The organism is Enterobacter cloacae complex sp. OE43NF, from assembly GCF_023544405.1.
Classification (GTDB): Bacteria; Pseudomonadota; Gammaproteobacteria; order Enterobacterales; family Enterobacteriaceae; genus Enterobacter; species Enterobacter cloacae.
This window is the reverse complement of the sequence record NZ_JAMJFW010000040.1, coordinates 22183-44142: the sequence shown is the minus strand read 5'-3', so window position 1 is coordinate 44142 and position 21960 is coordinate 22183. Positions and strand designations below refer to the sequence as shown.

Genomic DNA, 21960 nt, shown 5'->3' with positions numbered 1-21960 from the left:
CCGGGGTGAGGGCATCAGACCGCTGCGCCTATTTTGCCATCGCCTTCTCGTTCTTCGCTCTCAGCTTCTTCGCCCGGCTCTCAAGCACCAGATAACAGACCGTTGCCAGCGCCAGCGGCAGAAAGTAATAGAGCATGCGGTAGGCGAGCAGGGCGGCGATAATCGTCCCATGAGAAACATGTTCTCCGGCAAGCAGGGCGATAAATACCGCTTCCAGCACCCCAATCCCGGCCGGAATATGTACGATCACCCCGGCAATACTGCTCACCAGCAGCACCCCCAGCACGAAGAAATAATTCACATCTTCGCCAATGAGCAGCCAGATAATTGCCCCCATCGCCATCCAGTTGGCGCTGGAAACCGCCATCTGCAGCACGGCAAATTTCCATGAAGGTAAAACCAGCTTTTGCCCTTTGATGGTCATATGGCGGCGTCTGGCAAAGGCGCAGGCCCAGAGATACAGGGCGATAATGAGCAGGAGCGCGAAACCTAAAATCCGCAGCGTGGCTTCATCGATATACCAGTGTGCGGGCAACTGCACCACGCCGATGGTAAAGATCACCCCACCCAGCAGAATATAACCCAGCCAGTTGGTGGTGATGCTCAGCGAAAATATACGCGTGATAGTCCCACCGGGCAGTCCCAGGCGCGAGTACAGGCGATAGCGCATGCCAATCCCCCCGACCCAGGTGCTGAGCGTCAGGTTAAAGGCGTAGCAGATAAACGACACCAGCATGACCTGGCGTTTTGCCAGCTTGTGGCCGCAGTAGGCGCGGCCCAGCAGGTCATAGCAGCCGTACATCAGATAGCTGACAATCACCAGCCCAACCGCTCCCAGCAGCACCATCCGGTTGTAGTTGCGGATGACTTTCCACACCTCTTCCCAGTCCACCTTTTGCGCGTAAACCACCAGCAGCACCGCAACGGCAATAAAAAACAGCCAGGTCAGGATCTTTTTCGCCATTCGCCAGCGTGGATGCGATTTAGACATCAGGTTTTCCCTCCATCTTCCGCCTCAATGCGGTCCTGGGTTTCCATTTCGGGTTGAACAGGCGGATCCACCAGCGCAAGTTTTGGGGTATGCGCTGGCAGCCAGCCCACCATCGCCGGGAAATGGCGCAGGAAGTGGAACACCACTACGCTGATCCCCAGATTCCACCAGGTGCGTTTTGGCACCATGGACTCGTCCACGCGCACGCAGTCGTTGACGATCAGACCCTGCAGGTTATCCCGCAGGGTCTGGTTAAAATGACGATCGTGAATGATCAGGTTCGCTTCCAGGTTGAGCGACAGGCTCAGCGGATCGAGGTTACTGGAGCCGACGGTCGCCCAGTGATCGTCCATCAGCGCGACTTTGCCGTGCAGCGGTCGGCGACGGTATTCGTAGATCTGCACTCCGCCTTTGAGCAGGTAGTTATAGAGCAGCCGCGCGCCGACTTTGACGATGGGCATATCCGGCTCGCCCTGCACAATCAGCTTCACGCGGACGCCGCGTCGGGCGGCACTGCGCATGGCGTGCAGCAGCCGGTAGCCCGGGAAGAAATAGGCGTTGGCGATGATCACTTCGCGTTTGGCATTCGCCAGCATTTTCAGATAGTGGCGCTCAATATCGTCCCGGTGCTCGCCATTATCCCGCCAGACGAACAGCGCCTGCGCTTCGCCGGGCTTCCGGTTCTCTTCCGGACGATGGCGGCGCTTCCACCAGCGTCGGGCGGCCTCTTTGCCGGGTAAGTTTTCCAGTTCAAACAGCAAAATGTCCTGAACCACAGGCCCTTCGATGCGGATGGCGTAATCCTGCTTGGCCTCCGGGCCGTAGTCAGACATATGCTCGGCGGAGTAGTTAATGCCACCGACAAACGCCACCGTCTCATCAACGACGACGATTTTGCGGTGCATCCGGCGAAAGAGATTGGTACGCATGCCGAACAGGCGAGGGCCGGGATCGTAGTAGCGGAACACAACGCCTGCGGCAGTGAGCTCATTCACGAACGCGTCGCTAAGATCGGGCGAGCCATAGCCATCCAGCAGCGCTTCAATTTTGACGCCGCGCTGGGCGGCGCGCAGCAGCACGCTGTGCAACTGTTTGCCCACATCATCTTCAAACCAGATAAAGGTCTCGAGGATCACTTTATGCTGCGCGCGGTCTATCGCATCAAAAACGGCGGGGTAATATTCGTCCCCGTTGACCAGCAGCGTGATCCGGTTGCCTTCCTGCCAGGTACATTTCATAAGTGGATCTCCGCGCTCAGCGGGGCATGGTCGGAAAGGTGGCGCCAGTTAAGCAACGCCAGCGCGGTCGGGCTGCTGGCATGGGCGTTTTTCACATAAATGCGGTCAAGCCTCAGCAACGGGAAGCGCACCGGAAACGTGCGCGCAGGTCTGCCGTGCGCGCGGGTGAAAATCTCCTCCAGCCCGGCCTCCACTTTCAGAGGGTGGTTAGCCCGCTGCCGCCAGTCGTTGAAATCCCCGGCAATGACCACTGGCTCTCCTTCGGGCAGGGCGTTAGTCCACTCGGCCAGCATCTGCAGCTGTGCCTGGCGATGCGCTTCCCGTAGACCGAGATGCACACAGCCAACGTGCACCGGAAAATCGAGATCCGGCGGGGCGATACGGCAATACAGCAGCCCACGCTTTTCGCTTTCGCCGACGGAGACGTCCCGGTTCTCGTAATGTTCAATGGGATAACGCGACAACACCGCATTTCCGTGATGCCCTTCAGGATAGACCGCATTGCGGCCGTAAGCGTAATCACTCCACATGGTGTCGGCCAGAAATTCGTAGTGAGGCGTGTCGGGCCAGTTTTCGAAGTGCATCGGATGGACCTCGTGCGCGCCCATCACTTCCTGCAGGCAGACAATGTCCGCGCTGACGGTGCGAACCGCGTCGCGCAGCTCCGGTAAAATGAAGCGGCGATTAAATGCTGTGAAGCCTTTATGAATGTTTATCGTCAGCACTTTAAGCGAGAAATGCTGCATTTTTTTGGTCATACGCTCCTTCCTGAGTGACTATCCCAATGAAAATAAAGTGTAGTCGTCGTCACAAAAAGATGCGGTGTTACGGAATTTTCCGTAAAGTGCGGTAGTCTGATTAAGCAGAGAAAAATCCTTCAGGAGAGAAGCCATGAAGTGGCAACAACGTGTTCGTGTCGCAACGGGTCTAAGTTGCTGGCAGATAATGTTGCATTTACTGGTCGTGGCCGTACTGGTGATGGGCTGGATGAGCGGCACGCTGGTGCGTGTTGGCTTAGGACTATGCGTCCTCTATGGCGTCACCGTGCTGTCGATGTTGTTCCTGCAGCGCCATCATGAAGCGCGCTGGCGCGAGGTGGGTGATGTGCTCGAAGAGCTCACCACCACCTGGTACTTTGGTGCCGCAATGATTGTGCTGTGGCTGCTGTCCCGCGTGCTGCAAAATAACCTGCTGCTGGCGCTGGCCGGTCTGGCCATTCTTGCAGGGCCTGCGGTGGTCTCTTTGCTGACCAAAGAGAAAAAGCTACGCAATGTTGCGTCTAAACATCGCGTACGCCACTGACCCCGTCGTGGCCGCTATGACCAGTAGCGGCCACAAACTTCCCCAGATAATATCCAGACTCGCATCCTTCAGATAAATTTGCTTGGTGATATCCGTAAAGTGACGAATCGGGTTTATCCACGTCAGATCCTGTAACCACACCGGCATATTCTCAACCGGCGAAACATACCCGGAGAGCAGAATGGCCGGCATCATAAAGACAAACACGCCAATAAACGCCTGCTGCTGCGTGGAGCAGAGCGCGGAAATCAGCAGGCCAAACCCGACCAGCGACAGCCCGTAGATCACCATCGTGAAGTAGAACAGCGCCAGCGACCCGGCGAACGGGATCTGGTAGGCCCAGATCCCCACGCCCAGCACGATGGTGGCCTGGAACGTGGCAACAATCAGGGCGGGAACCGCTTTACCGACGAAGATTTGCCAGGTCGCCAGCGGGGAGACCAGCAGCTGATCGAGCGTACCTTGCTCGCGTTCGCGGGCGACGGACAGGGAGGTGACGATCATCACCCCAATGGTGGTGATCATGGCGATCAGCGACGGCACCACAAACCATTTGTAGTCCAGGTTTGGGTTGTACCAGTTACGTACCACCAGCTCGCTGTTGTTGGGCTTCGGTTTCCCCTCCATCAACTCCTGCTGATAATCCTTCACCACCTGTTGCAGATAATTCGCGGCAATCTGCGCGCTGTTGGAGTTACGCCCGTCGAGGATCAATTGCATGGGCGCGGGCTGGAAGGTGTCCAGATTGCGGGAAAAATCAGCCGGAAAACGCACCAGCAGCAGCGCTTTCTGGGTATCGATGGTGGGCTGGATCGCCTGTGGACTTTTCAGCAGCAGGATATGGGTAAAAGCCTTCGCCCGGGCAAAGCGCTGGGTCAGCTCGACGGAATGTTTACCGTTGTCTTCGTTGTAAATCGCGATGGTGGCGTTGGTCACCTCAAGCGTGGCGGCAAAAGGGAACAGAAACACCTGGATGAGCACCGGCAACACCAGAATGGCGCGGGTTTGCGGCTCGCGCAGCAGCGATTGCAGCTCTTTGCGTATTAACGTCCATAAACGGTGAAACATGTTCGCTCCTTAATCCAGACGCCGTTTGGTTTTCATCCACGTCAGCCCAATAAACATCGCCGCCGACGCCAGCAAAAACAGGGTATTGATAATCAGCACTACCGGAATATTCCCCGCCAGGAACAGGCTCTGCAGCGTGCTGACGAAATAGCGCGCCGGAATTATGTAGGTCACGGCACGGATCACCGCGGGCATGCTGTCTATCTGGAAGATAAACCCGGACAACATAATCGACGGTAAAAAGGCGGCGTTCAGCGCCACCTGCGCGGCGTTAAACTGGTTGCGGGTGACGGTGGAGATGAGCAGCCCCATGCCCAGCGTGCTCAGCAGGAACAGGCTGGTGATGAAAAAGAGCAGCACCAGCGAGCCGCGGTACGGCACCCCGAGGATAAACACCGAGACCAGCATACAGAGCAGCATCGCCAGCATGCCGAGGAAGTAGTAGGGGATAAGCTTACACAGCAGCAGCTCAAGGCGCGTCACTTCGGTTGAAAGCAGCGCTTCCATGGTGCCGCGCTCCCACTCGCGGGCAATCACCAGCGAGGTCAGGATTGCGCCAATCACCGTCATAATGATGGTGACCGCACCCGGGATAATAAAATGCTGGCTGATGGCGGCAGGGTTAAACCAGTAGCGCATCTGTACGTCGATCAGCGGTTCGAACGTTTCGCCCCGGTCTTCGGCGCGCTGCATCTGCCAGAGCTGCCAGATCCCCTCTACGTAGCCCTGGACAAAGTTGGCGGTATTCGGCTCGCTGCCGTCAGTGATCACCTGGATCGGCGCAGCGGTATCTGCCCGCGCCATGTTGGCGGCAAAATCGACCGGGATCACCACCAGACCGCGGATTTTCCCGGCCTGCATCTTCTGAATAAGCGCTTGCCGGTTGTCGCTGATGGTGGCGTCAATGTAGGGCGAGCCGGTCATGGCGTGGGTGAAGTCCAGCGCCTCTTCGCTCTGCTGCTCCAGTAATATGCCAACCCGCAGTTTGCTGGAGTCGAGGTTGATCCCATAGCCGAAGATAAACAGCAGTAGAAGCGGGATAACCACCGCAATCAGCCAGCTGCTGGGGTCACGCACGATCTGACGCGTCTCTTTGATGCACAGCGCGCGCACCCGGCGCCAGGAAATCGCCTTATTGCGCATCGGCATTCTCCTTATCCCAGTCGTGGATGAGGGTGATAAACGCCTGCTCCATGGTCGGGTCCGGCACCTCGTCGTCTGCGGCCTGGGCTTTCAGGTCATCCGGCGTGCCGTGGGCAATCAGCTTGCCGCGATAGACCAGCCCGATGCGATCGCAATACTCCGCCTCGTCCATAAAGTGGGTGGTTACCATCACCGTTACCCCTTTCTCCACCATGCTGTTGATGTGCAGCCAGAACTCGCGGCGGGTGAGGGGATCAACGCCTGACGTGGGTTCATCCAGAAACAGAATATCGGGCTCGTGCATCAGCGAGCAGGCCAGCGCCAGCCGCTGTTTGAAGCCAAGGGGCAGCTCATCCGTGGCGTGGGAAGCGATAGTTGTCAGGCCAAACGCCTCGCTCATGCGGTGGATTTTCTCGTCCTGGGCGCGCCCTCGCAGGCCGTAAACGCCGGAGAAAAAGCGCAGGTTCTGCTCGACCGTCAGGTTGCCGTACAGCGAGAACTTCTGCGCCATATACCCCAGATGCTGACGCGCCTTGCCGGAGCTGACTTTCAAATCCATATCCAGTACCAGCGCTTTGCCGGACGTAGGCACCAGCAGGCCACACATCATCTTAAAGGTGGTGGATTTCCCCGCGCCGTTTGGCCCGAGCAGGCCAAAAATTTCACCGCGCTTCACCGCGAAATTGACGTTATCGGTGGCGGCGAAATCACCGAATTTTTTGGTCAGGGATTTGGCTTCGATCACCGTCTCACCCGGCGTACCTTCCACCGTGTGCAGGATCGCCCCGAGCGGCGATTCCGAAGTACCCGCTCCGCCCAGCAGATCGATAAACGCGTCCTCAAAGCGGGGAGCCGTCTCTTCCATCTCAATGTCAGGCATGCCCGGCGCGTGACGAATATCCGCTTCGGTCGCCTCTTTGGTCAGGATCACGCGCACCGAACGGCCCTGAATCATCCCGTCGCTGACCTGGGGCAGCTTCAGCACCCGTTGCAGCAGTTTGCGGTTCGACTCCTGCGGACTGTGCATCAGGAAACTGCGTCCGGCCATGCTTTGGGTCAGCTTCGTCGGTTCTCCCTGATAAAGCAGCTCGCCTTCGTTCATCAGCAGCACATCGCGACACTGCTCGGCTTCATCCAGATAGGAGGTGCTCCAGAGGATCAGCATTCCGTCACCGGCCAGCTCGTGCACCATCTGCCACAGCTCGCGGCGTGAAATGGGGTCCACGCCCACGCCGGGCTCATCCAGCAGCAGCACTTTCGGCTCGCCGACCAGCGTACAGGCCAGCCCCAGCTTTTGCTTCATCCCGCCGGAGAGCTTGCCCGCCAGACGATCGGTGAAGGGACCGAGGGAGGTGAAGGACAGCAGACGGGCGAAAGTCTGCTGACGGGTTTCACCGGTCACGCTGCGCAGATCGGCGTACAGATTAAGGTTTTCCATCACCGTCAGGTCTTCATAGAGACCAAACTTCTGCGGCATATAGCCGAGCATGGCGTGGAGTGCACCGTCATCTTTAATCGGATCGAGCCCGAGCACGCTGGCCGCCCCTTCATCGGGCTTAAGCAGGCCTGCCAGCATCCGCATCAACGTGGTTTTGCCTGCGCCGTCCGGGCCAACCAGCCCGGTCACATAGCCTTTCTGGATGGTACAGTTCAGCGGCGCGACGGCCGGTTTTTCCATGCCCGCGAAGCGTTTGACCAGATTGTCGAGCCGGATAACCGCGTCATTCATGTCGTTCCCCGCTGTTCACTTTTACGGTGACTGGCATGCCCTGACGCAGCGCATCGTCCGCATCGGTGACGATGATGCGCAGGCGATACACCAGGTCGGTACGCAGATCCGGCGTTTCCACCGTTTTTGGCGTGAATTCAGCGGTGGGCGAAACAAAGCCCACTTTGCCGTGATACGGCTTATCCGGACGACCGTCGGTATAGAGCAACAGTTCGCGACCCGGCTGCATCTGGCCGAGGTTTGGCTCATCAATGTAGGCGCGCACCCATACCGGACGGGTGAGCGACAGGGTTAAAACGGTGCTTCCGGCGTTGAGCATGCTGCCGGGCTCCACGGCGCGGGTCATCAGCGTGCCGTCAGACGGTGCCACCAGCGTGGTGTCGTGCAGATCGAGCTCCGCCTGGGCCAGCTGGGCCTGCGCCTGTTCAAGGCTGGCTTTGGCCTGGGCGATATCCTGCGGGCGGTTACCGGTGTGGTACTGACTCAGTTTGTCCTGCGCTGATTTCAGCGTTGCCTGAGCCTGATCGCGTGATGAACGGGCGTTTTCCAGATCGTTGGCCGAAATAGTGCGGCTTTTCCACAGCCCCTGCTGGCGGGCATAGAAATTCTGCGCATAGTCATAGGCCGCCTGCGCCTGTTTGACTGCGGCAGCAGCCTGGGCAATCTCTTCGTCACGATAACCGGCCAGCATCAGATCATATTGCGCCTGGGCGACGGAAACGCCGGCTTTTGCCTGCATTAACGCGTTCTCGTAGGGCGCTTTATCAAGCATCCCCAGCGTCTGCCCGGTTTTGATGGTGTCGCCCTCATCCACGTTAAGCGACGCCAGCCGCCCCCCGACGCGGAAGCTCATATTCACGGTGCGAATATCAACGTTACCGTACAGCGTCAGGCCGCGATCCTGATGGCTTTGATACCACAGCCAGCCACCGACGCCTGCGGCAAGCAAAACAACAACCACCAGAATGATGGCGACAGGTTTTTTCATGACTTCAGGCTCCTTTGCGTTAAGCCTTGCAGGATCAGATCCAGATGACAGGTGATAACCTGGCTAATCTGCGCGGCTTTATCCTCATCAAATTGTGTCCAGCCGGTGCGTAACAGAATCGTTTCTCGCCCCAGACGGAAGGCCAGAATCTCACCCAGCAGGGCGTGGGTATGCAAAATCGTAGCGGTATCGTTGGCGTCTTGCCCGGTATAGGCCGCAATCAGCCGGGTCAGGTGCGTGTGCATCGGGGCAATCACCTGGTCATGCACCAGCTGGTAGGCGGCAGTGGGGAAGAGCTGTTCACGGGAGATAAATCGACTCAGGTTCAGCGTGTCGTCGTGCGTCAGCAGGCGGATCATGTTGTGGCAGGCGTTGAGGATCAGCTGGCGGATAGCGTCACGATCGGGCGACGGCTGGCTGAGCAGCGCGGTGGCTTCCTCCACGTGCGGGTGAAACTGCGTGCCAATAAAATCGGCGATCCACTGGGCACAGGCGAGGTATAAATCCTCTTTTGAGCCAAAATAGTAGGGGATAGCCGCAATGTTTTGCCCGGCCTGCGCCGCGATATCCCGGGTGGTGGCGTGCAAGCCATACTCACCAAACTGCGCCAGCGCGGCAGCAATAAGCTGGCTTTTGGCCTGTTCGCCTTTAGAAGTTGTCGGGGTTGTATTCATAGCGGCATTAAAAATTAATCAATCGATTGATTAAGATTATGCCTGATTAGCGAAATCGTCGAGGGAAGGTGGAGGGATATTTTATGCGCCACGTCACAAAAGCTGCTACACTCCGCCCCTTCGCGACATTGTGGTTTTTGTCCTCCTAATTGTTATATCTCCCTGAAAACTACACCTGTGATGGTCGGGGCGGTTCGGAGTTTTTATGTCTTTTGATTCCCTTGGCCTGAACCCGGAAATTCTGCGCGCGATCGCAGAGCAGGGCTACGTTGAGCCAACCCCAATCCAGCAGCAGGCGATCCCTGCCGTTCTGCAGGGCCGTGACCTGATGGCCAGTGCCCAGACCGGGACCGGTAAAACCGCAGGCTTTACCCTGCCACTGTTAGAGCTGCTGGTAAAAAATCAGCCGCACGCGAAGGGGCGTCGCCCGGTTCGTGCGCTGATCCTTACCCCAACCCGCGAGCTGGCGGCGCAGATTGGCGAGAACGTGCGTGATTACAGCCGCTATCTCAACATTCGTTCGCTGGTGGTTTTCGGCGGTGTGAGCATTAACCCACAGATGATGAAACTGCGCGGCGGCGTGGACGTGCTGGTCGCAACGCCGGGCCGTCTGCTGGATCTGGAACATCAGAACGCCGTGAAGCTAGATAACGTCGAAATTCTGGTGCTGGACGAAGCCGACCGCATGCTCGACATGGGCTTTATCCACGATATTCGCCGCGTGCTGGCTAAGCTCCCGCCGCGCCGTCAGAACCTGCTGTTCTCCGCGACCTTCTCCGACGAGATCAAAGCGCTGGCTGAAAAGCTGCTGCATAACCCGCTGGAAGTTGAAGTGGCGCGCCGCAACACCGCCTCTGAGCAGGTGACCCAGCACGTGCACTTCGTTGATAAAAAGCGTAAGCGGGAACTGCTCTCCCAGATGATTGGTCAGGGTAACTGGCAGCAGGTGCTGGTCTTTACCCGTACCAAGCACGGTGCAAACCACCTGGCGGAACAGCTGAACAAAGACGGTATTCGCAGTGCGGCTATCCACGGTAACAAGAGCCAGGGGGCGCGTACCCGTGCACTGGCGGACTTTAAATCCGGTGATATCCGCGTGCTGGTGGCCACCGACATCGCTGCTCGTGGTCTGGACATTGAAGAGCTGCCGCACGTGGTGAACTACGAGCTGCCAAACGTGCCGGAAGACTATGTTCACCGTATCGGCCGTACCGGTCGTGCGGCGGCCACTGGCGAAGCGCTCTCGCTGGTCTGCGTGGATGAACACAAACTGCTGCGCGACATCGAACGCCTGCTGAAGAAAGAGATCCCGCGTATTGAAACGCCGGGATACGAAGTGGATCCGTCCATTAAAGCGGAGCCAATTCAGAATGGTCGCCAGCAGCGTGGCGGCGGTGGACGCGGTCAGGGCGGCGGCCGTGGTCAGCAGCAGCCACGCCGTGCCGAAGGCGGTGCGCCGAAGTCGGGCAATAAACCGCCTCGCCGCGACGGCGAAGGGAAACCGGCAGGAGAAGGGCAGCGCCGTCGCCGTCCGCGTAAACCGGCTAACCCACAATAATCTGGAAGCCCGGCCGTAAAGCCGGGCTTTTCTTTTTGCGGCGACGAAAATAAAGTGCCACAATAGTGGCTGTTTATACAGTATTTCAGGTTTTCCGATGGCTTTAACCGCGGCGCTGAAAGCGCAGATTGGTGCCTGGTATAAGGCACTCCAGCAGCAGATCCCCGACTTTATCCCCCGGGCACCACAGCGGCAGATGATTGCCGATGTGGCAAAAACGCTCGCCGGTGATGACGGGCGACATCTGGCGATTGAAGCGCCAACCGGGGTCGGTAAAACCCTCTCTTATTTAATCCCGGGCATCGCTATTGCGCGGGAAGAACAAAAGACGCTGGTGGTCAGCACCGCTAACGTGGCGCTACAGGATCAGATTTTCAGCAAAGACCTGCCGCTGCTGCGCAAAATTATCCCCGAGCTGCGTTTTACCGCCGCCTTTGGCCGCGGACGTTATGTCTGCCCGCGTAACCTGGCGGCGCTCGCCAGCAGTGAGCCCAGCCAGCAGGATCTGCTGGCGTTTCTTGATGACGAACTGACGCCAAACAACAAGGCGGAGCAGGAACAGTGTGCGAAGCTGAAAGCCGATCTCGACAGCTACAGGTGGGACGGTTTGCGCGATCACACCAGCCAGGCCATCGGCGATGATTTATGGCGCAGGCTCAGCACCGATAAAGCCAGCTGCCTCAACCGTAACTGTCACTACTACCGCGAGTGCCCGTTTTTTGTCGCCCGGCGGGAGATCCAGGAAGCGGAAGTGGTGGTCGCCAATCATGCGCTGGTGATGGCGGCGCTGGAGAGCGAGGCGGTGCTGCCGGAGCCGAAAAACCTGCTGCTGGTGCTTGATGAAGGCCACCATTTGCCTGACGTAGCCCGGGATGCGCTGGAGATGAGTGCTGAAATCACGGCCCCGTGGTTCCGCCTGCAGCTCGATCTGTTCTGCAAGCTGGTGGCCACCTGCATGGAGCAGTTCCGTCCTAAAACCACGCCGCCGCTGGCGGTGCCCGAGCGTCTGAGTGAACACTGTGAAGAGGTCTACGGCCTTATCGCATCCCTGAACAACATTCTGAATCTGTATCTCCCGGCGACTCAGGAGGCAGAGCACCGTTTTGCCATGGGGGAGCTGCCGGACGAGGTGATGGAGATTTGCCAGCAGCTGGCGAAGCATCTGGAAAAGCTGCGCGGCCTGGCAGAGATGTTCTTAAACGATCTCAGTGAAAAGACCGGCACCCATGACGTGGTGCGTTTGCACCGTATTCTGCTGCAAATGAACCGTGCGCTGGGCATGTTTGAAGCGCAAAGCAAACTCTGGCGGCTGGCCTCAATGGCGCAGGCGTCCGGCGCGCCGGTCACCAAATGGGCCACCCGCGAAGTGAGAGACGGGCAGGTGCACCTCTTTTTCCACTGCGTGGGCATCCGCGTGGCCGATCAGCTGGAAAAGCTGATCTGGCGCAGCGTGCCGCACGTGGTGGTAACGTCAGCGACTTTGCGTTCCCTGAACAGCTTCTCGCGGCTGCAGGAGATGAGCGGCCTGAAGGAAAAAGCGGGGGACCGCTTCGTGGCGCTGGACTCGCCGTTTAATCACTGCGAGCAGGGCAAGCTGGTGATCCCGCGCATGCGCTATGAGCCGCTTATCGATAACGAAGAGCAGCATATTGCCGAAATGGCCGCCTATTTCCGCGAACAGCTGGAGAGTAAAAAATACCCCGGCATGCTGGTGCTGTTTGCCAGCGGACGCGCCATGCAGCGCTTTCTGGAACATGTTACCGATCTGCGTTTACTGCTGCTGGTGCAGGGCGATCAGCCGCGCTATCGGCTGGTAGAGCTCCACCGCCAGCGCATCGATAACGGCGAGCGCAGCGTGCTGGTGGGGTTACAGTCTTTTGCGGAAGGTCTGGATCTGAAGGGCGACTATCTGACCCAGGTGCATATTCATAAAATCGCCTTCCCACCCATCGACAGCCCGGTGGTGATCACCGAAGGAGAATGGCTGAAAAGCCTCAACCGCTATCCGTTTGAGGTACAAAGTCTCCCGGCGGCGTCGTTTAACCTGATTCAGCAGGTGGGTCGTCTGATTCGTAGCCACGGCTGCTGGGGCGAAGTGGTGATCTATGACAAGCGTCTGCTCACCAAAAACTATGGTCAGCGCCTGCTGAATGCCCTGCCGGTGTTCCCGATAGAACAGCCGGAGGTGCCTGAAATAAAAAAACGCCCGGCAAAACAGACTGCCGGGCGTCGGAAAAGCATCCGTGCTAAGGGGCGCGGTCCTACTGGTAAGTAAAGGTGGCCTGAACAACGCTGTTGAAGGTACCCGCTGTCACAGGCAGGGCGGTAGCGTAATAGCGTGCCGCCATGGGAAAATCGGCGGTGTGGGTACCGGCGTCAATCACCACGCTGAAGCGGGCTTCGGGGGCAAGCACGATGTAATCCAGACGGTCGGCCAGCTCTAATGCCACCCCTTTGGCGGTGCCACTATTGGCGAATTTAAAGGGGTGGTCCGTATCGCGGGGGCCGTCAACGCTGATGGTGGCAACCGTCAGCGTGGGCGGACAATTGGTGAGCTTTAAATCGAAGTTTTTCCACGGGCCGGTGTCGCCGATATCCTTAAAATCACTGGCGACGGCCTGTCCCAGATCCACCACCATGTTCTGGCTGGCGCTGTCTACCTGGCAGGTGGTGTCGTAAATATTCCCTTCGATATTGAGCGTCACGTCGGTCGCGCCCGCAGAGAGGCTCGTCAGAGCGAGCAAAAGGGATAACGTTTTCATCTTCGCTCCGTTACTGGTATTCAAGATCGATGGTGGCAATCGTATTGGCTTTCCCCGCCGTGACGCTGGCATCCGTCTGGTAATACTGCACCGCGAAGGGGATCACATCCGGAACGCCTGGCTCGGCTCTTCCACCCACCGGGATTGGGTAGTCGTATTTAAGATCGACACCGTCAAGCAGCATTCTCACCCCCACGCCCGTGGCGCTGTCGCTGCCGGGCGTCAGGTTCAGGACATCTGCATACTGGCTGTTGGTGCCATTTGCACTGGTTACCGAGGCCGTAAGATTGACCTCTTCGGTACAGGTGGCGGTGATGTTGAAATACTTCCAGGCCGTATAGCTGCCCACGTGGGTAAATTGCGACACCGGGAAATTGCCGAGGGTCACCGTCAGATTTAGCGGATCAATAGAACAGGTCGCCGTTCTTTCGCTGACCGTGGCGGAATAGTGGCTGGTATTACGTGCACCAGAAATCCCCACAGAGTTAAAAACCCCGAATCCATAGGGATCCTGCGCGAGCGAAAGGGTACCGCTGCCGATATGTGATGCCGTTTTGATTAACCGCTGGGTGTAGCTGAAAGAAAATGTTTGTCCGCTGTCGCTGCTGACCGTCCCAATGGGCGTGGCGGTTGTATCGCATGAGTACCCTTTGCCGCGAACGATCTGCCCGCTGCTGTTCAGAAGCTCAATGCCGATGCCGTCAACATTGGTGGTATACACGCCCGGCATGCCAGGCACTTCCGTTCCCGTTCCGTAATAGCAGGAAATAAGGGTGTGATTCGTCATCGTGCCGGTACAGCTGCCGTTAACGGTATGGGTCTTTGCCGAACCCGGGATGACGCCGCCAATATCGAGTGTTGTGGGTACAGAAAGCGTGCCCGCATCAAGGGTATAAGGCAGATCGGCGCTGTCACAGGAGGTTGCCGCCTGGGCATGCGGCACCAGACACGCGCTCGTGAGTAAAACCAGCAGTGCGAAGACATATCTACACATGTTCATTTTTTCCTCGGGAAGGGTCATACACACTGCGCCGTAACGTTAAGAACAGGGCCGTCGGCTTTGGTGGGCAGGTGATAAGTTGCCTTGCAATGGCTGTCGGCGGTTTTCCCCCAGCTGACGTTAACCGTACCTGTCTCGTGCATACCGGTGAGGTACACCTGCCCGCCGTCGCCTACGATAAATTCACCGTCCTGATGGGCCTGAGATGCCGTTGCGCCAAAGGGGATCGGGCGACCATCCGCACGTTTTAGTGTCATCAACACCCGACTGCCTACGTGGGTTTCATAATGTGCTCGCACGATGGCGCCGCGCGTTGGGGTCACCGTTTTGGCGGCCTGGTCGATATCGGCATTTTCCGGCAAGGTTTCGGTGTTCAGCGCGAGGGTGTTGTGACGGTATGGCGAAACGTACGGCACAATGGCATAGCCGCGATAATCGGTGTTGATGCCTGTCTGATTGGTGACGTTGGTGTCGTCTGCGCCCGGCGCTTCGATCAGCGCAGCGGTCTCACCCATCGGCTGACCGAGGGTGATGCCGTGCGCATGGGCGATCATACTGCCCTGAAGACCGACATTGAGCTGTTGCTGCTGGTTATCCTGGGAATACCCGGCGCTCACTTCGCCGTAGGTGCCTTTATAATCGGCATTCAGACTGGTGCTGTCCCCACTGCTCTGACTATGGCCCTGCTGAACCCCCCAACTGAGGTTATTTCCGGCCAGCGCCGTGCCGTTCAGACCCACGCTTTGGGTTGTTTCGTGCTTTGTGCTGTTCAGGTTGTAGTTCACCCAGGTGTTGCTGAGCCAGCGATCGAGCGGAACGGAGACGTTAAACGCGATCGTCTGCTCGCTGGTTTTCTCATTATTATCATCCCCGCTGTCACGCGTGTTTTTATCCAGTCCGTAACTGAGACCGTAGCTGATGCCGTGCCAGGAGTTGTTGTAGCCGAGGTTCAGTGAGGTCATCCCCTGGCTTGAATTCCAGTAGTTCTCTTTGACCAGGCTTAACGTCAGGGAACCAAACGCCCCGCCCAGGGACTGGTCGACAGTCGCCTCCTCGCGGCTGCGGCGCGTGTCCGGCGTTTCCCAGTCGTCATTACGGGTATGGGAATCCAGCGTGTCCTGCAGGGTGTAGAACCCCTTGCTGTTATAGCGATAGCCAGCAATGGAAAAATGGGTACCGGTGGTGGCGAAATCTTTGCTGTAGCGGATGCGCCAGGAGCGCCCGCGAGTGGGGTCCTGATCCTGCATCTCTGATTTGGCGTCGGTGACATCCACCGAAAAGGCCCCGAGATCGCCGATATTCTTGCCGACCCCCAGCGCCAGCGCATCGTAATACTGGCTTGCCTGCACGCCGCCGTAGACCGTAAAGCCGTAAGGCAAGCCGTAGATTGCCGTACCCTGCATAAACGGGTTTTTTTCGACGTCGTTGTCATAGCTGCGATAGCGCCCCGCGGTGAGGCTGTATTTAAAGCGGCCTTCACGCTGCAACACCGGCACCGACGCATAAGGCACCACAAAATGCTGTTCGCTGCCGTCCGTCTCTTTTACGGTGACGTTCAAATCGCCGCTTCCGCCGGTGGGGTAGAGATCGTTGATCTCGAACGCGCCGGGAGCAACATAGTTCTGGTAAATGACGTAACCATTCTGGCGAACGATAACCTGGGCGTTACTGTGCGCCGTACCGCGGATCACCGGCGCAAAGCCCTTCATGCTGTCCGGGAGCATGTCGTCATCCGAGGCGATCTGCGCCCCGGTGTAAGAGATGCTGTCAAATACGTCGGAAGGGGAAGAGCTTTGGCCGAATGTGACGTTCCCGCCAAGGGCGATAATATCGCGCTGGGCGTAGGTATAGACCGAAGAAAACTGGCTCTCTGCGTCACCGTTACCGCTGGTTTTGCTCCAGGTGGAGTAGTTACGAAAACGCCACGCCCCGAGGTTAAGACCCGGACGCAGGTTAAGAAACTCGCTGCGCTGATCGCTACCGTTTTCACCTTTGCCGCGGTTGTTCCCGGCGGTGAAGCTGTAATTGAGCAGCAGGGCGTTAATTCCCTCGTCATATTCCTGCGGGTCGACGTAATCACGCGGTACCTGGGTAATCGCGGTCTGGGGGATGCTTAACAGCAACTGCTGCGGATTAACATGAAACGTTGCGCTGGCGGAGGGGATCACGCTCAGGTCAATACACTGCGCCTTATCGTCCTGCCCGAATTTTTCGATATTAATACCGAAGCTTTTTAACTGGGAAGAGCTAAGGCACGGCTGCAGGGTTGATTTACCGCTGGCGTCTTTCTTCAGCGTGAACTCAATCTCTTTGCTTGCTACTTTATTATTGTTGACGTAAACGTCAACGTGATATTTACCGGGAGCCTGACCGGGACCAATCTCATAGATACTGAGGTCGGTTTTACCCTGGCCTGGGTGATCAATATCCAGTAGCGCCGGGTTGAAATAATCATCAGCCAGAACTTTTTGCACGCACACACCCAACAGCGTGCAGCCCAATGCAATAAGCATTGAGCGTCCGTGCTGTTTGGGTGGTTCGGTGGAGTAGTCCCAGCTCATAATAATTTTTGCTATTCCAGACGTTATTTAATCTGTGCGCTATAGGACTGGCTAATACCGCCGTAATCATTGATGATTTTCCAGCTCACGGTGTGTGCTGTAATATTTCCTGGTGTCGCGAAATGGGCTTCACTTTTTGGGCCAGCATAGGTGGCTTTATCGACTTTTTTACCGTCGAGCGTTATTTCCTGGAAATTCATATAAAACGGCGTGGGGTTTTCGACAATCAGCTGGTTTCCCCGGGTGTGCCAGGATAATTGCGTGGCAACATCTTCCGGTTTTCCGGTAATACCTGACGGGCGATAAAGCAGCTTAATGCGGGTTTTAATCGCAATCTGCAGCGTATTCACGCTCTCATTACGCGCAGAAGAGGGGATGGATTTAATATTCAACCAGAACAGCGATTCGCGATCGGCAGGTAAGTTTCCCCCGGTTCTGATGATGCGCAGAACGTTCTCTTGCTTCGCATCAAGGCGAAACAGCGGTGGCGTGATCAGGAACGGCGCTTTCTCACGTGCGTTATCTTCCGTTTCGACCCATGACTGCACCAGATAATCGAGATTGTCCGGGTTGGTGATCCCAATAGAGGATTCTTTTTTACTTTCTGGGTAGACCACGCGTGTGCCGCCAATGGTAATACCCGCATGGGCAACGGAAGCAATAAATAAAAAAGAGGAGGCCAGAAGATATTTTCGCATAGTGACACCGTAATAAAGCAATAACAGATATTAGCCACTGGGGTAGCTAATATCTGTTTTATTAGTTGTAAACGATAGTGAAGGTAGAAGCGGCATTCGCCAGTCCGGCAGACACCGTTCCTCCGGTCTGGATATAACGTGCACCAAACTGCAGATCGTTTGTTGTGGTACCTGGCGTGAGCGTATACGCAGCAGAAGCCGTATATAAACTCAGTGGATTTTCCGTTTTATCCAGCAACTGAACACCCACTCCTGACGCCGAACCGGTTCCTGATGTCACAGCAAGAATATCTTTGTTGTTACTGTCAGGCGTCCCGCCGAATGTCACCGAGGCGCTGGTAACCGTTTCAGGACAATCTTTTAACTGAATACTAAAGCGGGTTGTCGAGGTCGTCGAACCACTTCCGGTAAATGCAGATTTAGAAACCTTACCTAATGAAACATTAAGCGGATTGCTTAAACCGTTTACCACAGTACATGCAGAATCAATAATCTCACCTGTGAAATTAATTTGACCTTCACCACTGGACGCAAATACAGAAACGGAAGCACACACCATCCCGGCGGCGATCCCCGCAATAATCATTTTTTTCATTTAAATCCTCTGAATGAAAGTATGGCACTTCAGGTATTAATCATCACGTTGCTGATTAATTCGGCATGAACTATCGCTGAGAACTATTTTTCGATCAATTTATCTTCAGACCATTTTTACCCTCGAAGGGTGTTTGTCCAGGTGTCGGGAGAGAAAGGAAAATGATTACCCGCCAGGCATTTATCAGGGCTATAGTATCTGCAAAGAGCCGCAAGGAGAGATGTCGTGGACTATCGTAAAATTATCAAAGAGGTAGGGCGGGGGAAAAACCATGCCCGCGACCTGGATCAGGAAACGGCCCGTGCGCTGTATACCCATATGCTTAACGGCGACGTGCCCGATCTGGAGATGGGCGGTATCCTGATTGCGCTACGCATTAAAGGTGAAGGCGAAGCGGAGATGCGCGGTTTCTATGACGCGATGCAGGCGCAAACGCTGCGCTTAACGCCACCGGTAGCCAGACCGATGCCGATTGTCATCCCTACCTACAACGGCGCGCGCAAACAGGCGAATCTGACGCCACTGCTGGCTATTCTGCTGCATAAGCTCGGGTTCCCGGTGGTTGTCCATGGCGTTAGCGAAGATCCGACTCGCGTCCTGACGGAGACCATTTTTGGCATGTTAGGTATCGAGCCGACCCTGCACGCCGGACAGGCACAGGCAAAGCTGGATGGTCATCAGCCGGTCTTTATTCCGGTTAAGGCGCTCTGTCCACCGCTGGAAAAACAGCTGGATATGCGCTGGCGCATGGGCGTGCGCAACAGTGCGCACACCCTGGCGAAACTGGCGACGCCGTTTGGTGAAGCGGATGCCCTGCGCCTCTCCAGCGTATCGCACCCGGAGTATGTCACGCGGGTGGGCAAGTTCTTTGAAGATATCGGCGGCAGGGCGCTGCTGATGCATGGCACCGAAGGGGAAGTTTATGCCAATCCGCAGCGCTGCCCGCAGCTGGTGCTGATTGATGCCGCCGGCACGCGACCCGTGCTGGAGCGGGGTGAAGAGAATGTAGATGTGGTGTTGCCGGAGGCAAAAGATCCGCACACGACTGCGCACTGGATTGAGCAGTGTCTAGCCGGTAATGTCCCTGTTCCGCACGCCCTTAAGCTGCAGATGGCCTGCTGCCTGCTGGCAACCGGAGAAGTGGAGTCTGTCCAGGCGGGGTTAGCCCGTGTGGAACAGGCGTTTTAGGCAAAAAAAAGCCCGTCCAGTGGCGGACGGGCAAGCAAGGGTAACAACAGGGTCAATGAGGGTTGGAGCAGCTCACCAGAGGGTATGGTGAGGGTGGAGCATTACTTCAGTCGATTATTTGTAGATAACCGCAGTGCCGCTCAGCTTGTTATTGCCGTTAGCGGAGGTGATGGTGTATCCGCTTGCACCGGCCGCAGCGGCTTTTTCAGCCAGTTTGGCTTCCAGACCGTCCAGCGTGGTTGCGCCATCAGCACTCACCACACCTACTTTATTCATGTTCTGTGCCTGAGCAGAAGAAACGGGCTCTACAGCGAAAGCGCCAAAAGACAGAGCAGACAGGGCAACAGCAGCAACAGCATATTTGATGGTTTTCATAATTAATCTCTCGCAGGTTTTTCTGTTAAGGGGACGATGTTCCGTCGATGTGATAAGTATCACGTTTTTTTTCGGCAGATAAAATCGAAGAGAATTGACGTGGTTGCTCAAAAAAATTGAATGACAAATAACTTATTGAATATTAATAAATTCAGAAGGGCAATTTACAGTTCTTGTCGCTCCGGTTTACAGACGCATGATTCATGGCACATTTTGCTACGCGCCTGTTAAAAAATCGTGAGCGTAAAGGAAATCGCTTGCGCGGTGAACTTCGGTAAAGGAAAGTCAACGTAACTGGCTGTCTTTCGATCCTCTGCGATTATATCCTGAATGTGATTTGTTTTTTGAATCTTTATTCTGCTGGCAGGAGACGCATAACCGTACGCCGGGCATGGCTTTACGGCGCGCTTCCGGAATCGTTTCTCCGCACTCTTCACATTCCGTTAAACTTTCACCGCGCGGAATTTCACCGCGAGCACGGGCAACGGCATCTTCAATGGTACTGTTGATCTGTTCGTTAACGGCGTCATCATTCGCCCATCCGGAAGCCATGGCTTATCCTCACGTTCGGTGTGTATCTTATTCATATGGGGTCAAAAAACGTACAGTCAAGACGGGGGTGAGAACTGCATCTGTCAGCCAGATGCAGTGGTTCTCGGAAGGGGAACTTATTTATAGATGGTTGCTGTGCCATACATATGGTTATCGCCGCCAGCGGAATTCACCACGAAGCCTTTCGCACCTTCTTCGCGCGCTTTTTCGGCCAGCTTGTTTTGCAGATCGTCAAGGTTACTTGCACGGCTTACCGAGACGGTGCCTGCGGGGCGCAGCTGGCTGGTATCGGTACTTTCGGTCAGTGACTGAACGCCCATGGCAGAAAATGACGCACTCGCCAGCGCGCCAGCGATAACAACAAGAGTCAGGTATTTTTTCATAATCACATCCTCAGGGGGAAACAACAGGTGATTCCCTTTAAGTTTAGAAGCCTGACGAGTGTGATTTAGCGCAAAAATTTGATGATGATCTGCTTATTTTTTGAACGATATAAATTGACAATTCGCTGACAGATCAGCGACATAAAGGTCACTGATTTATGGCGTTTTTTTGCGCACAGCAGAGAGATATTTACCGTTGCTCCCGCACAGGGTATCTTACGCCGCTGTTTAAAGGAGAATGCCATGACTTCCAAGCCGGGATTACACCCGCGAAATCGCCACCGCAGCCGCTATGACATGAAGGCGTTATGCCAGAGCTGCCCTCCGCTGCAGGACTACATCGTGCAGACCCCAGCCGGTGAGCCTTCGGTCAACTTTGCCGACCCGCAGGCGGTAAAAATGCTGAATAAAGCCCTGCTGGCGCATTTTTACGGCGTTACGCACTGGGATATCCCGGAAGGCTTTCTCTGCCCGCCCGTGCCGGGGCGTGCCGACTATCTCCACTATCTTGCCGATCTGCTGGCTGACGATCGTGGCGGCGTTATTCCTCAGCAGGCCACGGTTCTGGATATTGGGACCGGCGCGAACCTGATTTATCCGCTTATCGGCGTGCATGAATATCACTGGCGCTTTACCGGGAGCGAAATTGGCGCTGAGGCGTTTGCCAGCGCGCAGGCGATCATTAATGCCAATCCTGGCTTAAGTCGGTCTATTCGCTTACGCCGTCAGAAAGATGCCGCCTCTATTTTCAACGGCATTATCCACAAGAACGAGCACTACGACGCCACCCTCTGCAACCCGCCATTCCATGATTCAGCGGCTGCCGCCCGCGCCGGGAGCGAACGTAAGCGTCGCAATCTGGGTCAGGCTGAAGATGGCGCGCTCAACTTCGGCGGCCAGCAGCAGGAGCTGTGGTGCGAAGGGGGCGAGGTGGCGTTTATCCTGCGCATGTTCGCGGAAAGTAAACAGTTTGCCCGCCAGGTGAAATGGTTTACCACCCTGGTTTCGCGCGGCGATAACCTGCCGCCGCTCTACCGCGCGCTGACCGAAGCCGGTGCCGTGAAGGTGGTGAAAAAAGAGATGGCGCAGGGACAAAAACAGAGCCGCTTTATCGCCTGGACGTTTATGGACGATAACAAACGTCGCAAATAGCAC

Annotated in this window: 21 protein-coding genes; 5 read left to right on the top strand and 16 right to left on the bottom strand. The window is 56.3% G+C overall.

The window, feature by feature from the left end; all coding sequences use genetic code 11:
- Positions 1-28 precede the first annotated feature (28 nt).
- The 3 genes from M8370_RS17450 to M8370_RS17440 are packed head-to-tail and all read right to left on the bottom strand — an operon-like array spanning position 29 to position 2987.
- Positions 29-991: a lysylphosphatidylglycerol synthase domain-containing protein gene (locus M8370_RS17450; RefSeq protein WP_013097488.1), complete on the bottom strand. Its 963-nt coding sequence runs from the start codon at positions 989-991 to the stop codon at positions 29-31.
- Positions 991-2229, bottom strand: a complete 1239-nt coding sequence (clsB, locus tag M8370_RS17445; protein WP_250021497.1) for a cardiolipin synthase ClsB — start codon at positions 2227-2229, stop codon at positions 991-993. The genes M8370_RS17450 and clsB overlap by 1 nt, the downstream gene beginning before the upstream one ends.
- A complete protein-coding gene (locus M8370_RS17440; protein WP_013097486.1) occupies positions 2226-2987 on the bottom strand; it encodes an endonuclease/exonuclease/phosphatase family protein in 762 nt (253 codons plus the stop codon). The genes clsB and M8370_RS17440 overlap by 4 nt, the downstream gene beginning before the upstream one ends.
- A gap of 133 nt (positions 2988-3120) precedes the next feature.
- Here M8370_RS17440 and M8370_RS17435 point away from each other — a divergent pair, with 133 nt between their 5' ends.
- Positions 3121-3531 carry a YbhQ family protein gene (locus tag M8370_RS17435; protein WP_014883088.1) on the top strand — a complete coding sequence of 137 codons (411 nt, stop codon included), beginning with the start codon at positions 3121-3123 and terminating at the stop codon, positions 3529-3531.
- Here the strand turns inward: M8370_RS17435 and M8370_RS17430 are convergent.
- From M8370_RS17430 to cecR, 5 genes are read right to left on the bottom strand one after another with little or no spacing between them, the layout of a single operon-like run.
- Positions 3493-4599 (bottom strand): ABC transporter permease, encoded by a 1107-nt coding sequence (locus tag M8370_RS17430; protein WP_014831156.1) that lies wholly within the window; start codon positions 4597-4599, stop codon positions 3493-3495. The genes M8370_RS17435 and M8370_RS17430 overlap by 39 nt on opposite strands.
- 9 nt (positions 4600-4608) lie before the next feature.
- Complete coding sequence (locus M8370_RS17425; RefSeq protein ID WP_038418946.1) at positions 4609-5742, bottom strand: ABC transporter permease; 1134 nt, start codon at positions 5740-5742, stop codon at positions 4609-4611.
- Positions 5732-7471, bottom strand: coding sequence for an ATP-binding cassette domain-containing protein (locus M8370_RS17420; protein ID WP_250021496.1), 1740 nt, complete (start codon positions 7469-7471; stop codon positions 5732-5734). Before M8370_RS17420 ends, M8370_RS17425 begins: the two co-directional genes overlap by 11 nt.
- Positions 7464-8459, bottom strand: a complete 996-nt coding sequence (hlyD, locus tag M8370_RS17415; RefSeq protein WP_013097481.1) for a secretion protein HlyD — start codon at positions 8457-8459, stop codon at positions 7464-7466. The genes M8370_RS17420 and hlyD overlap by 8 nt, the downstream gene beginning before the upstream one ends.
- Positions 8456-9133, bottom strand: coding sequence for a transcriptional regulator CecR (gene cecR / locus M8370_RS17410; protein ID WP_013097480.1), 678 nt, complete (start codon positions 9131-9133; stop codon positions 8456-8458). The genes hlyD and cecR overlap by 4 nt, the downstream gene beginning before the upstream one ends.
- A 205-nt stretch (positions 9134-9338) precedes the next feature.
- On the opposite strand from cecR, the gene rhlE reads away from it, so the two are divergent.
- Both rhlE and dinG read left to right on the top strand, forming a co-directional pair.
- On the top strand, positions 9339-10691 hold the full coding sequence (gene rhlE, locus M8370_RS17405; protein ID WP_038418948.1) for an ATP-dependent RNA helicase RhlE: 1353 nt from the start codon (positions 9339-9341) through the stop codon (positions 10689-10691).
- Positions 10692-10788: 97 nt separating this feature from the next.
- Positions 10789-12966, top strand: coding sequence for an ATP-dependent DNA helicase DinG (gene dinG, locus M8370_RS17400; protein WP_250021495.1), 2178 nt, complete (start codon positions 10789-10791; stop codon positions 12964-12966).
- On the opposite strand, the gene M8370_RS17395 is transcribed toward dinG, so the two are convergent.
- The 5 genes from M8370_RS17395 to M8370_RS17375 form a co-directional block, all read right to left on the bottom strand.
- Positions 12953-13453: a fimbrial protein gene (locus tag M8370_RS17395; protein ID WP_038984985.1), complete on the bottom strand. Its 501-nt coding sequence runs from the start codon at positions 13451-13453 to the stop codon at positions 12953-12955. The genes dinG and M8370_RS17395 overlap by 14 nt on opposite strands.
- A 10-nt stretch (positions 13454-13463) precedes the next feature.
- On the bottom strand, positions 13464-14453 hold the full coding sequence (locus M8370_RS17390) for a fimbrial protein (RefSeq protein WP_250021494.1): 990 nt from the start codon (positions 14451-14453) through the stop codon (positions 13464-13466).
- A 17-nt stretch (positions 14454-14470) separates the two neighbouring features.
- Positions 14471-16966 carry a fimbria/pilus outer membrane usher protein gene (locus tag M8370_RS17385; RefSeq protein WP_250021493.1) on the bottom strand — a complete coding sequence of 832 codons (2496 nt, stop codon included), beginning with the start codon at positions 16964-16966 and terminating at the stop codon, positions 14471-14473.
- 71 nt (positions 16967-17037) lie between these two features.
- Positions 17038-17712, bottom strand: a complete 675-nt coding sequence (locus tag M8370_RS17380; protein ID WP_029882478.1) for a fimbrial biogenesis chaperone — start codon at positions 17710-17712, stop codon at positions 17038-17040.
- A 61-nt stretch (positions 17713-17773) separates the two neighbouring features.
- The gene (locus M8370_RS17375; RefSeq protein ID WP_250021492.1) at positions 17774-18307 is read right to left on the bottom strand and encodes a fimbrial protein; all 534 of its coding nucleotides are present in this window, start codon (positions 18305-18307) and stop codon (positions 17774-17776) included.
- A gap of 225 nt (positions 18308-18532) precedes the next feature.
- Here M8370_RS17375 and ybiB point away from each other — a divergent pair, with 225 nt between their 5' ends.
- The gene (gene ybiB / locus M8370_RS17370) at positions 18533-19495 is read left to right on the top strand and encodes a DNA-binding protein YbiB (protein ID WP_029882476.1); all 963 of its coding nucleotides are present in this window, start codon (positions 18533-18535) and stop codon (positions 19493-19495) included.
- A gap of 114 nt (positions 19496-19609) precedes the next feature.
- Here ybiB and ybiJ read toward each other — a convergent pair whose 3' ends face one another.
- The 3 genes from ybiJ to mcbA form a co-directional block, all read right to left on the bottom strand.
- The gene (ybiJ, locus tag M8370_RS17365) at positions 19610-19870 is read right to left on the bottom strand and encodes a DUF1471 family protein YbiJ (RefSeq protein ID WP_013097471.1); all 261 of its coding nucleotides are present in this window, start codon (positions 19868-19870) and stop codon (positions 19610-19612) included.
- Positions 19871-20155: 285 nt separating this feature from the next.
- On the bottom strand, positions 20156-20422 hold the full coding sequence (locus M8370_RS17360; protein WP_013097470.1) for a DksA/TraR family C4-type zinc finger protein: 267 nt from the start codon (positions 20420-20422) through the stop codon (positions 20156-20158).
- A 116-nt stretch (positions 20423-20538) separates the two neighbouring features.
- A complete protein-coding gene (gene mcbA / locus M8370_RS17355; RefSeq protein ID WP_250021491.1) occupies positions 20539-20805 on the bottom strand; it encodes a DUF1471 family periplasmic protein McbA in 267 nt (88 codons plus the stop codon).
- Between the two features lie 243 nt (positions 20806-21048).
- Between mcbA and rlmF the strand changes: the two genes are divergently transcribed.
- On the top strand, positions 21049-21957 hold the full coding sequence (gene rlmF / locus M8370_RS17350) for a 23S rRNA (adenine(1618)-N(6))-methyltransferase RlmF (RefSeq protein ID WP_250021490.1): 909 nt from the start codon (positions 21049-21051) through the stop codon (positions 21955-21957).
- Positions 21958-21960: the final 3 nt, after the last annotated feature.

Bases quoted from the DNA above. Each gene is read 5' to 3' on its own strand.
- M8370_RS17450 (WP_013097488.1), bottom strand. From the start codon at position 991: ATGTCTAAATCGCATCCACGCTGGCGAATGGCGAAAAAGATCCTGACC.
- clsB (WP_250021497.1), bottom strand. From the start codon at position 2,229: ATGAAATGTACCTGGCAGGAAGGCAACCGGATCACGCTGCTGGTCAAC.
- M8370_RS17440 (WP_013097486.1), bottom strand. From the start codon at position 2,987: ATGACCAAAAAAATGCAGCATTTCTCGCTTAAAGTGCTGACGATAAAC.
- M8370_RS17435 (WP_014883088.1), top strand. From the start codon at position 3,121: ATGAAGTGGCAACAACGTGTTCGTGTCGCAACGGGTCTAAGTTGCTGG.
- M8370_RS17430 (WP_014831156.1), bottom strand. From the start codon at position 4,599: ATGTTTCACCGTTTATGGACGTTAATACGCAAAGAGCTGCAATCGCTG.
- M8370_RS17425 (WP_038418946.1), bottom strand. From the start codon at position 5,742: ATGCGCAATAAGGCGATTTCCTGGCGCCGGGTGCGCGCGCTGTGCATC.
- M8370_RS17420 (WP_250021496.1), bottom strand. From the start codon at position 7,471: ATGAATGACGCGGTTATCCGGCTCGACAATCTGGTCAAACGCTTCGCG.
- hlyD (WP_013097481.1), bottom strand. From the start codon at position 8,459: ATGAAAAAACCTGTCGCCATCATTCTGGTGGTTGTTGTTTTGCTTGCC.
- cecR (WP_013097480.1), bottom strand. From the start codon at position 9,133: ATGAATACAACCCCGACAACTTCTAAAGGCGAACAGGCCAAAAGCCAG.
- rhlE (WP_038418948.1), top strand. From the start codon at position 9,339: ATGTCTTTTGATTCCCTTGGCCTGAACCCGGAAATTCTGCGCGCGATC.
- dinG (WP_250021495.1), top strand. From the start codon at position 10,789: ATGGCTTTAACCGCGGCGCTGAAAGCGCAGATTGGTGCCTGGTATAAG.
- M8370_RS17395 (WP_038984985.1), bottom strand. From the start codon at position 13,453: ATGAAAACGTTATCCCTTTTGCTCGCTCTGACGAGCCTCTCTGCGGGC.
- M8370_RS17390 (WP_250021494.1), bottom strand. From the start codon at position 14,453: ATGAACATGTGTAGATATGTCTTCGCACTGCTGGTTTTACTCACGAGC.
- M8370_RS17385 (WP_250021493.1), bottom strand. From the start codon at position 16,966: ATGCTTATTGCATTGGGCTGCACGCTGTTGGGTGTGTGCGTGCAAAAA.
- M8370_RS17380 (WP_029882478.1), bottom strand. From the start codon at position 17,712: ATGCGAAAATATCTTCTGGCCTCCTCTTTTTTATTTATTGCTTCCGTT.
- M8370_RS17375 (WP_250021492.1), bottom strand. From the start codon at position 18,307: ATGAAAAAAATGATTATTGCGGGGATCGCCGCCGGGATGGTGTGTGCT.
- ybiJ (WP_013097471.1), bottom strand. From the start codon at position 19,870: ATGAAAACCATCAAATATGCTGTTGCTGCTGTTGCCCTGTCTGCTCTG.
- M8370_RS17360 (WP_013097470.1), bottom strand. From the start codon at position 20,422: ATGGCTTCCGGATGGGCGAATGATGACGCCGTTAACGAACAGATCAAC.
- mcbA (WP_250021491.1), bottom strand. From the start codon at position 20,805: ATGAAAAAATACCTGACTCTTGTTGTTATCGCTGGCGCGCTGGCGAGT.
- rlmF (WP_250021490.1), top strand. From the start codon at position 21,049: ATGACTTCCAAGCCGGGATTACACCCGCGAAATCGCCACCGCAGCCGC.